This window comes from Pseudomonas fontis, assembly GCF_028656955.1.
Lineage (GTDB): Bacteria > Pseudomonadota > Gammaproteobacteria > Pseudomonadales > Pseudomonadaceae > Aquipseudomonas > Aquipseudomonas fontis.
On sequence record NZ_JAMDGY010000053.1, the window covers coordinates 119,901 to 130,937 of the forward strand.

The window sequence follows — 11,037 nt, forward strand, 5'->3', positions numbered from 1 at the left end:
CATTAAAGCTGATTGGCTACCGCCCCACCCACCAGCTTCGGCTGCTTGTACAAATCCAGCAGCACCTGATCCAGCACAACCGAAGCCCCCCAAGGCCGCGGGTCGTTCAGGATGGCCACCACCGCCCAGGTATTGCCATTGCTGTCCCGGCTAAACCCGGCGATCGCCCGCACGGTATTCAGGGTACCGGTCTTGATATGTGCCTCACCGGCCATGGCCGTACGCTTGAGGCGCTTGCGCATGGTCCCGTCCATGCCCGTCAGCGGCATCGAACTGATGAACTCGGCAGCGTAGGGGCTCTGCCAGGCCGCCTGCAGCAAAATGGCCATCTCCCGTGCACTGACCCGCTCGGCACGCGACAACCCGGAACCGTTCTCCATGACCAGGTGCGGCGCCGTGATGCCTTTCTTGGCCAGCCACTGCCGCACAACGCGCTGCGCAGCACGGGCATCATCACCATCGGCATCGGTGCGGTACTTCGCGCCCAGGCTCAGGAACAGCTGCTGGGCCATGGTGTTGTTGCTGTATTTGTTGATGTCGCGAATGATCTCGACCAGGTCCGGCGAGAAGGCGCGGGCCAGCAAGCGCGCGCTTTTTGGCACCTGATCTACCCGGTCACCCCCGCGAATGGAACCGCCCAGCTCACTCCAGATGGCCCGCACGGCCCCGGCAGCGTAGGTCTGGTGGTCAAGCAGCGACAGGTAGGTCTGCGAGTTACAGCCTTCACCCAGCTGGCCGGTGACGGTAACGCTCACCCCATCCGGCTGGACCATCGGGTTATAGCGCACATCCCCGGTGCACTGCTTGCCGGCGGTGGCCTTCACCTGGTTGTCGATGCGAATGCTGGCAATCGGTGGCTCGACCGAAACCAGCACCTTGCCGCCATCGTTGCGGGCGACAAAACGCAAGGCCTTGAGGTTGACCAGCAGCGAGTCCGGCTTGACCAGGAACGGTTTGTTCACGTCACCGCCGTCATCGTCGAAGTGCGGCAGCTGCGGCTGCACGAAGTGGCTGCGGTCCAGCACCAGGTCACCGGTGATGGTTTGCACGCCATTGGCACGCAGGTCACGCATCAACAGCCAGAGCTTTTCCATGTTCAGCTTCGGGTCACCGCCACCCTTGAGGTAGAGGTTGCCGTTCAGGGTGCCATTGCTCAGCGTACCGTCGGTGTAGAACTCGGTTTTCCACTGGTAGGTAGGGCCGAGCATCTCCAGGGCCGCGTAGGTGGTGACCAGCTTCATGGTCGACGCCGGGTTGACCGATACATCGGCATTGAAGATGGTTGGGGTGCCTGGGCCATTGAGCGGCAGCATGACCAGCGACAACGCGGAGTCGTCCAGCTTGTTGGTCTTGAGGGCCTGCTGGACCTTGGGCGGCAAGCTGGTATTGACGGGGGCGGCATGGGCCGCAAAGGTCAGGGGCAGAACCAGACCGGCAAACAGCATCGAGCGAAGAGATGTGATCATGTGCACTGAAACCCTGCGAGCGAGGGGTGATAAAAACCAGGGCTGAATAGGGTGATGGCCCCGGTGTGAAAAATATAGCGCGCATTATGCCCCAAGGTAGCCGCGGATGTGCCCCCGAATGCATGCAACGGCAATGAAATCTCGGGTTTTAGTCAGGCAGCGGGGCGGTGAAACTGGTAAAGTGCGGCGCGTTAATACTTAAGAGGATTGTTTCATGGCCACTAACCGTTCCCGCCGTCTGCGCAAAAAACTGTGTGTAGACGAATTCCAGGAGCTGGGTTTTGAGCTGAACCTGGATTTCAAGGAAGACCTGACCGACGAAGCCATTGACGCCTTCCTCGACGCCTTCCTGACTGAAGCCATGGATTCCAACGGCCTCGACTACGTTGGCGGCGAAGATTTCGGTCTGGTCTGCAAGGCCCAGCGTGGCTCGGTAACCGAAGAGCAGCGCGCTGCTGTCGAAGCCTGGCTCAAAGGCCGCAACGAGCTGACCAAGATCGAAGTCAGCCCGCTGCTGGACGCCTGGTACCCAGAGAACTCGGTTAACCCGGCTTCCTGATACCTCGCTCAAGCGGCAGCCCCAGGGCTGCCGCTTTTGCTTTACCCCTCGCAATCTTCCTGTTGGCCTACCGGCTTGGCAGGTGCCAGCTCCGCCAGCGCCTCGCGCAACGCGTGTTCAACGCTCCTCATCGCCCGCAGTACCAACTGTTTACGCCGACGCAGCACCGGTTCCGGGGCCTGCGCTTCGCATGCCGTTTCCAGTCGCTCACACGCCCGCATCAGCAGGTGTGCCTCAAGAATCCGCGCCACGCCCATGATCCTGTGCGATGTATCACGTAGCACCTCGGTATCGCCGTGGGTCTCAGCGGCGTGCAGTTGCTGCTGATCCTGCGGGCTGCTGCGCAACAATTGCTCCAGCAGGCGGTGCAACGCCTTCGGGCAATCACCGATTATCGGCTCAAGCCCTGGCAGGTTGATCAGGTTCGACGTTGGTAGCGCTTCGAGGCAGCGCAAACGCACTTCGGCCAGGCGCATGCCAAGCCCCTGCAGGCCAATCGGCTTGAGCAGGCAATCATCCATCCCGGCTTTCCGGCAGCGCTCACGGACTTCCGGTTGTGCATTGGCGGTGTAGCCGAGCAGGGTGCACGGCGATAGATCGCGCTGACGCTCCTGTTCGCGTACCGCGCGGGCAAACTGGTAACCGTCCATGCCAGGCATGTTGCAGTCAATGATCAGCACGTCGTAACAACCCTGATGCCAGGCGTCCAGGCCTTTTTGGCCACTGTCGACGGCAGTGTGGCGTACACCGAGAAAGTCCAGTTGCTGGCCCATCAACAGCAGGTTGGCAGGGTGGTCATCGACCACCAGCACATTCAGCGCGGGGTTGGGCGGGGGCAATGAGGGTTCGGCTTGTTCCGGCGTATCACAGGCCGGCAGGGCGATCAGCGGCATGCTGATGTTCACTTGCGTACCAATCCCGGGCGCGCTGTTGAGCACCAGTTGACCCCCCATCATTTCGCACAGGTTACGGCTGATCACCAGGCCCAGGCCGGTGCCGTTGCGCGCTAGCTGGCTGTCCGGATCAATCTGCGAAAAGGGTTGGAACAGGCGCTGCTGATCGCTGGGCGAAATACCGATGCCGCTGTCGCGAACGCTTAGTTCCAGCTGCACTTCACTGTCTGTCGAACAGGCAGGCATGCTCAGTTGGATGCCGACCCGGCCTTGCTCGGTGAACTTGATTGCGTTGGTCACCAGGTTCGACAAAACCTGTTTGAAGCGCAATGGGTCGAGCAGTACATCCCGGCGTGCACTGGCGTCGATGGCCAAGGTCAGTTGCAGGCCCTTCTGCCGCGCCAACCCCTCGAAGATCTGCCCTACCGACTCCACCAGGTTGGCAGGGTTGACGCGCTCAGGGCTCAGGTGCAGGCGGCCGGACTCGATGCGGGCGATGTCGAGGATATCGCCGATCAGTGACAGCAGGTCTTGTGCTGAGCGATAAGCTACATCGATGGCGGGGCGATCCAGTTGGCCGCCGTCCGCGCGTTTCAGGGCCAGTTCGAGCATGCCGATCAGCGCGTTCATCGGTGTGCGGATTTCATGGCTCATGGTGGCCAGGAAGGTGCTTTTCGCGCGGCTGGCTTCATCGGCCTGCTCCTTGGCCTGGCGCAGCTCCTGGATCAGTTGGCGCCGCTCGCTGATGTCCAGCCAGCCGCCGATGATGCCTTGCACTTCGCCCAGCGAGTTCTGGTAGGGCAGGATCCAGTGGTAGATGGTCAGCTCGCGGTTTTTCAGCATCAGCGGGCGGTCGACAATCAGCGGCGTACCGGCGTCGATCACCTGCTGGTAGTCGGCTTCAAGTTGCTGCGCCTGGAGGCTGGCGAACAACGGCGTGTCATGGATCGACTTGCCCAGCACATCCTCGGTCCGCGCATCCAGGGCCTTGAGGAAGCTGTCATTGCACAGCTGCAGCAATCCCTGGCGGTCGCGTACGTAGATCGGATGCGGGGTGCCGTTGACCAGCGCGCGCATGAACTCAAGCTGGTCGTTGAGCGCCAGCTCCGCAGACTTGCGCTGTTTGATCTGGCGGCGCATCCAGGCATTCCAGGTCAGTGACAGTAACAGCAGTATCGATGTGGCGAGAATGATCTGGACGATAAGTGGCTGGTGGCTCTGCCAATAGGACGGTGGTTCACCGCTGTAGCGTCGCCAGCGGTTGTTGATCGCACTCATGTCCTCCGGGGCGATGCTCAGCAAGGCCTTGTCGACAATGCTGCCCAGTTCCGGGGTGTCGCGGGCGGTTGCCAGGGAGAAATTCGCTGGTGTGCTGCCGATGGTCGAGCGGATGGTCAGTTGGGGCTGGGTACCGAGGTTGAAGTTGGCGTTGATCAGCGCGGTGACCATGCCATCGACCTGCTGTTTGTTCAGCGCGGTCGCGGAGGCTGCGCTGCCTTCGGTTTCCACCAGGTGAATGCGTGGGTACTGTTGGCGCAGGCTGTCTATCAGCAGGTTGCCACGGGTGATCGCCAGGCGGCGCCCAGAGAGCATCTGCAAGTCTTCAGGTTCGCCGGCGCCTTTGCGGGTCATCAGCACATAGGCGTTCTCCAGGTAAGGACGGCTGAAGCTGAGGGTGCTTTCGCGGGCCGGGCTGTTGCTGATGGCCGCGATCAGGTCGACTTCGCCGCGGTCGATCAGGTCGATCATTTCGGTGACGCCGCTGCTGCGGTGGAAGGTGAAGCGCATGCCGGTGCGCAGGCGCACCAGCTCCAGCAGGTCGACAGCCAGGCCTTGCAGCTCGCCAGACTTGTCGAAGAAGGTCAGGGGCGCGGCACTGTCGCTGACCGCGACACGGATCACCGGGTGTTTTGCCAGCCACTGCTCTTCGTTGGCCGATAGCTGCAACTTGCGATCCGTCAGCAGCACGCTGCCGCCGGCCCCCCAGCGCTGGGAAATATTGCTGCGGGTGGCACTGGTCACGGCACTCAAGGTGAGGTTGAGCAGTGCCAGCAGGTGCGGGTTGTCTTCACTGACCGCAAAACCGAAACCCACCGATTCGTGCCGCGAGAAGTTGGCCATTTTCAGGTTCTTCAGGTAGCTCTGGTTGATCTGGTAGTGGGTAGACAAGGTGTCGCCCAGGAACACGTCGGCCTGGTCGAAGGCCACGGCGTTGAGGGCTTGATGGTAAGAGGAATAGGTGCGGATGGTGGCGTTGGGGTAAAGCTTGCGTACCTCGGCCAGGGGCAGGTAGTAGTCGATCATGCTCAGGCGCAGGCCGGCCAGGCCGCTGTCCAGCGGGCGGGCTTCGTTGTCGCGGGTCACCAGCACCGGCTGGTCCTCGACGTAGGGCTGCGAAAGCAGCAGGCCCTGGCGTGCGGCCTCGTAGCCGTTGGCGCTGCCCAGCAGGTCGATCCGGCCCTGCTGAAGTGCTTCGATGGCTTCGTTGCGACTGGCGAAGTGGCGGATCCTGATGGGCAGCTTCAGCGTGGCCTGCAGCAGGCCGACATAGTCGGCAGTCAGGCCTTCATAGTCGCGACCGCTGCTGGTGATGTCGAAGGGTGGGTAGTCTGGCGTCGAAACGCCCAGCAACAGCTCCTGGCGTCCCTGAAGCCAGCGCAGCTGTTCGGGGCTCAGGGTCACCGCCAGGGCCGTTGAACCACTGCGGCTGAGCAGTTGCAGTTCGTTGGTTTCGCGGTGATAGGCGTGGCTTGCACCCATTACGCAGCACAGCAGCCACAGGCAGCCGGCCAGTGTGCGCTTTACCCATAGTTCGCTCATACCAGTGAGTTGCGTTTGGCCATCTCAATCAACTCAACCAGCGAGTTGGCCTGGAGTTTTTGCATAAGACGCTTTTTATAGGTGCTCACGGTCTTGTTGCTGAGAAACATGCCAGAGGCGATTTCCTTGTTGCTTCGGCCCTGGGCAAATAACTGCAATACCATCAACTCGCGGTCATTCACCGATTTGAATAGCTCCATCTCGGCAGACTGTTGATCCTGATGGCGAAGCGGGTTGATTGCCTGGCTAGGGAAGTAGTTGTACCCGGAGAGCACGGCTTTGATTGCACTCATCAGCTCGCTCAAGTCTTCCTGCTTGCACACATAGCCTGCTGCACCAGAGAGCATGCAGCGAATGGCAAACAGCGCCGGTGACTGTGCCGTCAGCACCAGCACCTTCAGGTTGATGGCCATGGCATTGAAGCGGGACAGCACCTCCAGCCCGTCCAGCTTGGGGATGCCAATGTCGAGAATGATCAGGTCAGGTGGGGACTCGCGGACCATTTGCATGGCATCCACGCCATTATCGAATTCACCGGTGACCCGGTAGCCTTCGTTTTCCAGCAGCATGCGTACGGCCAGACGGATAACAGGATGATCGTCGACAATAAATACTGAATGCATACTCATCTTCCAAGTGGAGCCCATGTAGAGTCGGCACCATAGCCCAGAAGATGAGCGTGCACATAAACGGAGTGGCACTTATAAGCAATATAGGAAGTGTCCTACTTTTGAATCGTACATGTACTACAGGTTGGTTGTTTTAATTAGTTACTTTCTGAATTGATTAGTGATTTTCACTGATGTTTATTGCCTGTTCAAGGTTGTCGCCCGCCTTGCGCGGGCGATAAAGCTTTGCCTCAAACCGGGCTCGAGCGCCCGGTCATTTCCCTGGCCATTTCCGTTGCATAGCTGTCGGTCATGCCGGCGATGAAGTCGATCATGCGCAGGAAGGCGTGGTGCAGCGAGCTGTTCGGATCGGGGGCATTGTTGCCGAGCAGGTCGAGGATGCGCCGGTGCTTGAACGACGGTGTGCGCCCGCCGTGCTGCTCCAGTGCCGCACCGCAAAATGCGTTCAAGAGGATTTCCAGCGTGGTGTAGGCGCCGATCTCGTGCAAGGTCTTGCGCTTGTCCTGAAAGATCTTCTTGCGTGCCATGTCCTTGGCCAGCAGCACGCAGCGCTTGGCCGGGCCATGCATGTGTTCGACCAGGTCGCCGTGCAACGTGCCCGCCAGCAGCGCTTTTTGCTGCTCGACAAAGGCCCGCGCGGCGGCGTTGGTCAGGTGTTCGATGGCCTTGCCACGCAGGATCGCCAGTTTGCGCCGCCGCGAGTCATTCGGGCCGAGCTGGCGGTAGGTCTCTGGCAAGTCGTCGCCGACCAGGCCGAGCAGCAGCGACTCCACTTCGGCGTAGTCGAGCAGTTCCATTTCCAGGCCGTCTTCCAGGTCGATCAGCGCGTAGCAGATGTCGTCGGCGGCCTCCATCAGGTACACCAGTGGGTGGCGCGCCCAGCGTTGTGGCTCGATCAACGGCAGGCCAAGCTTGCCAGCGATTTGCTCAAGCAATGGCAGTTCGCTCTGGTAGCAACCGAACTTGTGCTTCTTGTAGCCCAGCGAATCGGCGTGACGGGCTGTCCAGGGGTACTTGAGGTAAGTGCCGAGGGTGGCGTAGGTCAGGCGCGTGCCGCCATCGAACTGGTGATATTCCAGCTGGGTCAGCACCCGGAAACCCTGGGCGTTGCCTTCGAAATTGAGGAAGTCGGCACGCTCGGTCTCGCTCATGCCGTCCAGCCAGCCACGCCCGGCCGCCTGCTGGAACCAGTGGCGGATGGCATCTTCGCCAGAGTGCCCGAACGGTGGGTTGCCAATGTCGTGGGCCAGGCAGGCCGATTGCACGACCATGCCCAGGTCGCTCGGCGCGCACCAGTCGGGCAGGCTGTCGCGCAGGGTCTCGCCCACGCGCATGCCGAGCGAGCGACCCACGCAGCTCACCTCCAGCGAGTGGGTGAGGCGGGTGTGGATATGATCGTTGCTGGTGACCGGATGCACCTGGGTCTTGCGGCCCAGGCGGCGGAAGGCACCGGAGAAGATGATGCGGTCGTGGTCCTTGTGGAACGGGCTGCGGCCGAGTTCTTCCGGGCTGTGCAGGGTCTTGCCGAGGCGTTCGCGGGTAAGCAGGGTGTGCCAATCCAAGGCCATTTCTCCAGTACGTGGGCAGGCGCCTAGCTTCCCGTTTCGGGCGCAGGCAATCAAGCCTCACAAGCCGGCGGCATCCACATCAATGAGTAACAGGTATTTGCCTTCGTCGAAGAACTGCCCGGCAGTCAGGCAATACTGGTTGCTGGTGGCGTCGCGGTAGGTGCTGGAAAGGATCAGCCGGCGCTCCTCCCAGCCTTCGGCCAGCAGGTGATAGAAGTACGGTCGCCAGGACCAGTTGTGCCCCAGGTAGCGGTTGTCGACCTGCCAGCGCTGCTCACGCCATTCCAGGTTCGGGGTCAGTTGTGTGCCGTGCCGATCGCACAAGAAAAACCGCAGCAGCCACGGGTAGGCGTCGAGCCTGGGCAAGGCCTCCATGGGCGCCTTGGCCAGGGTCCAGGCCTGAAGCTGCGGCATCAGCGCGGCCAGTTGCTGACGCAGCGCCATGAGCCGCCCGCGCTCCACCAGTTTGCTGCGCACATAGCCCTGGCGCAGTTCGGCAAAACGCTCGACGAAGGCATCGCTGGGGAAGAACCCGGGCTCGGCCTGGGCGAACAGGTGGCCTTGCAGGTAACGCGCGCCGCACTCCAGGGCAAAATTCAGCTGCGCTTCGGTCTCGACGCCTTCGGCGATGATCCAGCAGCCGGTTTTCTCCGCCATCTGTGCCAGTGCCTTGACCACTTCGCCACTCGGCCCGCCGCGTGCGGCGGCCTGGAACAGACGCATGTCGAGCTTGAGGATGTCCGGTTGCAGGGCCAGTACCCGGTCCAGCTGCGAGTAGCCGGCGCCGAAATCATCGATGGCAATGCGCGCGCCGGCCTGGCGGTAGCGGCTTACCACTTCGGCCAGGCGCGTCGGGTCGCCGCCGCTCTCGGTGATTTCGAATACCACGCGTGATGGCGGCACACCTTGCTGGCGCAACTGGATCAGGCTGGGCAAGGGTTGCTCGCTGGTGAGTGCGCTGATCCAGCGCGGCGAGATGTTCAGGCTCAGGAACCAGTCATGCGGCGCTTCGCGAAAGCGGCTCAAGGCGTCTTCACGGATCAGTCGGTCAAGGCGGCGCAGGGCGGTCGAGGCAATGTCCGGGTTGGCGAACAACGGCCCCACCGAGCGCAGCTCGCCGCTGACCTGGTGCAGGCGGCCCAATGCCTCGACCCCGGCGATGCGGCCGGTAGCGGTATCAATGAAAGGTTGAAAGCAGGCGAGCGGTTGCCCGTCGAACACGGCGGCTCCTTGATATGCACGAATCGCCTGGCCGGTTGGCCAGCAACGGCGGAACAAGGCCCGCCGTGTGCGTGTTGCAAGAATGCCGCCAGTTCGTTCAGCGCTTGTCGCTGTTGTTCTGCATGAACAGCTTGAGCAAGGGCAGCAGGCTGCTGCCCAAACCGGCCAAGCGAGTGAGGCTGCCGCTGCGCGCGCCCTTGCCAGTAAGGAAGCCGAGCAGCACTACGCCGGCAATTCCCCATAATGGCGCGTGCTTGATACCCAGCCCGCCTTGCAAACTGTCCTGCAGGTTGCTGCCCATCGAGCGCAGGCGGGTCAGCGGCTTGAGCACCTGGCCAGATTCGTGGCGGATTTCCTGGCGATGCATCTCCAGGCGCAGGCGTACCAGGGCCTTGCGCAGCTCCCGGCGATTGGTGGTGTTTGGCAGTTCAGGCAGGCTCATGGCAACAGGCGCTCCCGGTCCTTGGCGATTTCTTCCAGGGTGGATTCGAACGGCGATGACTCATCGAACACCGCCGCCTTCAGGCGCAGCCCGCAGAACAGCGCGGCGAGGCTGTAGAACACGCACAGGCCGATGATCCCGGCCAGGCGATAACTGTCCCACAGCAGCACCAGCAACAGCGCGGAGAGGGCGGTGAGCAGCAGCAGCGCGAACACCAGTGCCAGCCCGGCAAACAGCAGCAGGCTCAGGGTGCGGGATTTCTGCTCTTGCAACTCGATGCCGAACAGCTCCACATGGCCGTGCAGCAGCCCGAGAATGGCGGCGCCCAGGCGGCGTGACGACGAACCGGTGGTTTCGCTTTCCATACCTCGAACCTCAGCGTCGGCTGGCCAGCAGGCCGATCAGGAAGCCGACGCCGGCAGCGATGCCGACTGACTGCCATGGGTTGGTTTGCACATATTCTTCGGTGGCGCCCAGCGCCGCCTGGCCGCGTTCGCGTACCGAGTCCTGGGTCTGGTGCAAGGTTTCGCGTGCCCGCAGCAGGCTTTCGTGGATCTGCGCCCGCAGTTCGTCCGCTTGATCGCCCGCCAGGGTGGCCGTGTGTTCCAGCAGCTTCTCGGTGTCTTGCACCAGGGTCTGGAAGTCAGCCATCAGGATTTCTTGAGCAGTCTTTGCCGTTTTGCTGGCCATGGGTTTCTCCGTGATAGGGGCGTTTGGGATTTCGAGTGCAGGGCGTCGCCGAAGGTTCAGTGTGATCGGCTGGTACAGCATTTGCTTTGTCGTGGTGCGCCTGGCTGGGCGCCTGCGCTGAATCCGGGCGCGGGCTGCTGCTCCAGGCTGGTAAACCTTAACCCAATCCAAGACAAACCTCGGAAAAAACTCCAGGGCAGTGATGTTTCTGTCTTTCAGGCGGCGATCAGGTGAACCGACGTGGTGCGTCGTTCACCGCATACGAACCGCTTTGGTGCTTTTTCTCTTGCCAGCAGGCCTGCCACTTCATGGAAAATCTGCAAAGCGCCGTGGACTCACTGGTCCAGGGCTCCAACACGCTGTTCATCCTGCTCGGCGCGGTAATGGTCCTGGCCATGCACGCCGGTTTTGCCTTCCTCGAAGTCGGCACGGTGCGCCACAAGAACCAGGTCAATGCCCTGTCGAAGATCCTCAGCGACTTCGCCGTCTCGACCCTGGCGTACTTCTTCGTCGGCTATTGGCTGTCGTATGGCGTGCACTTCATGCACCCGGCGGCGACCCTGGGGGCCGATCATGGTTACGGGCTGGTGAAGTTCTTCTTCCTGCTGACCTTCGCTGCGGCCATCCCGGCGATCATTTCCGGCGGTATCGCCGAGCGTGCACGGTTTGCCCCGCAACTGTGCGCCACGGTGATGATCGTCGCGTTCATCTATCCGTTCTTTGGGCTATTCGGATAATCGTGTGTAAAG

Annotated in this window: 9 protein-coding genes and 1 pseudogene; 2 read left to right on the forward strand and 8 right to left on the reverse strand. The window is 61.7% G+C overall.

The window, feature by feature from the left end; all coding sequences use genetic code 11:
• Window positions 1-2: 2 nt before the first annotated feature.
• On the reverse strand, window positions 3-1,466 hold the full coding sequence (gene dacB, locus M5G11_RS17310) for a D-alanyl-D-alanine carboxypeptidase/D-alanyl-D-alanine endopeptidase (RefSeq protein WP_273911777.1): 1,464 nt from the start codon (window positions 1,464-1,466) through the stop codon (window positions 3-5).
• 214 nt (window positions 1,467-1,680) lie between these two features.
• Here dacB and M5G11_RS17315 point away from each other — a divergent pair, with 214 nt between their 5' ends.
• Entirely contained in the window at window positions 1,681-2,025 is a 345-nt protein-coding gene (locus M5G11_RS17315) for a YggL family protein (RefSeq protein WP_273911778.1), read from the forward strand.
• 41 nt (window positions 2,026-2,066) lie between these two features.
• Here M5G11_RS17315 and M5G11_RS17320 read toward each other — a convergent pair whose 3' ends face one another.
• The 7 genes from M5G11_RS17320 to M5G11_RS17350 form a co-directional block, all read right to left on the reverse strand.
• Window positions 2,067-5,738 (reverse strand): transporter substrate-binding domain-containing protein, encoded by a 3,672-nt coding sequence (locus M5G11_RS17320; protein ID WP_273911779.1) that lies wholly within the window; start codon window positions 5,736-5,738, stop codon window positions 2,067-2,069.
• Complete coding sequence (locus M5G11_RS17325) at window positions 5,735-6,361, reverse strand: response regulator transcription factor (RefSeq protein ID WP_273911792.1); 627 nt, start codon at window positions 6,359-6,361, stop codon at window positions 5,735-5,737. The genes M5G11_RS17320 and M5G11_RS17325 overlap by 4 nt, the downstream gene beginning before the upstream one ends.
• A 236-nt stretch (window positions 6,362-6,597) precedes the next feature.
• Window positions 6,598-7,929: a deoxyguanosinetriphosphate triphosphohydrolase gene (locus M5G11_RS17330; protein WP_273911780.1), complete on the reverse strand. Its 1,332-nt coding sequence runs from the start codon at window positions 7,927-7,929 to the stop codon at window positions 6,598-6,600.
• Between the two features lie 63 nt (window positions 7,930-7,992).
• Complete coding sequence (locus M5G11_RS17335) at window positions 7,993-9,156, reverse strand: EAL domain-containing protein (RefSeq protein ID WP_273911781.1); 1,164 nt, start codon at window positions 9,154-9,156, stop codon at window positions 7,993-7,995.
• A gap of 97 nt (window positions 9,157-9,253) precedes the next feature.
• Window positions 9,254-9,598 carry a hypothetical protein gene (locus M5G11_RS17340; protein WP_273911783.1) on the reverse strand — a complete coding sequence of 115 codons (345 nt, stop codon included), beginning with the start codon at window positions 9,596-9,598 and terminating at the stop codon, window positions 9,254-9,256.
• Window positions 9,595-9,963 carry a phage holin family protein gene (locus M5G11_RS17345; RefSeq protein WP_273911784.1) on the reverse strand — a complete coding sequence of 123 codons (369 nt, stop codon included), beginning with the start codon at window positions 9,961-9,963 and terminating at the stop codon, window positions 9,595-9,597. The genes M5G11_RS17340 and M5G11_RS17345 overlap by 4 nt, the downstream gene beginning before the upstream one ends.
• A gap of 10 nt (window positions 9,964-9,973) precedes the next feature.
• Window positions 9,974-10,288 (reverse strand): ElaB/YgaM/YqjD family protein, encoded by a 315-nt coding sequence (locus M5G11_RS17350; protein WP_273911785.1) that lies wholly within the window; start codon window positions 10,286-10,288, stop codon window positions 9,974-9,976.
• 308 nt (window positions 10,289-10,596) lie between these two features.
• Here M5G11_RS17350 and M5G11_RS17355 point away from each other — a divergent pair.
• Window positions 10,597-11,010, forward strand: a pseudogene (locus M5G11_RS17355) (ammonium transporter); the annotation flags it as partial.
• Window positions 11,011-11,037: the final 27 nt, after the last annotated feature.

Bases quoted from the DNA above. Each gene is read 5' to 3' on its own strand.
- M5G11_RS17345 (WP_273911784.1), bottom strand. From the start codon at position 9,963: ATGGAAAGCGAAACCACCGGTTCGTCGTCACGCCGCCTGGGCGCCGCC.
- M5G11_RS17350 (WP_273911785.1), bottom strand. From the start codon at position 10,288: ATGGCCAGCAAAACGGCAAAGACTGCTCAAGAAATCCTGATGGCTGAC.
- M5G11_RS17340 (WP_273911783.1), bottom strand. From the start codon at position 9,598: ATGAGCCTGCCTGAACTGCCAAACACCACCAATCGCCGGGAGCTGCGC.
- M5G11_RS17315 (WP_273911778.1), top strand. From the start codon at position 1,681: ATGGCCACTAACCGTTCCCGCCGTCTGCGCAAAAAACTGTGTGTAGAC.
- M5G11_RS17325 (WP_273911792.1), bottom strand. From the start codon at position 6,361: ATGCATTCAGTATTTATTGTCGACGATCATCCTGTTATCCGTCTGGCC.
- dacB (WP_273911777.1), bottom strand. From the start codon at position 1,466: ATGATCACATCTCTTCGCTCGATGCTGTTTGCCGGTCTGGTTCTGCCC.
- M5G11_RS17320 (WP_273911779.1), bottom strand. From the start codon at position 5,738: ATGAGCGAACTATGGGTAAAGCGCACACTGGCCGGCTGCCTGTGGCTG.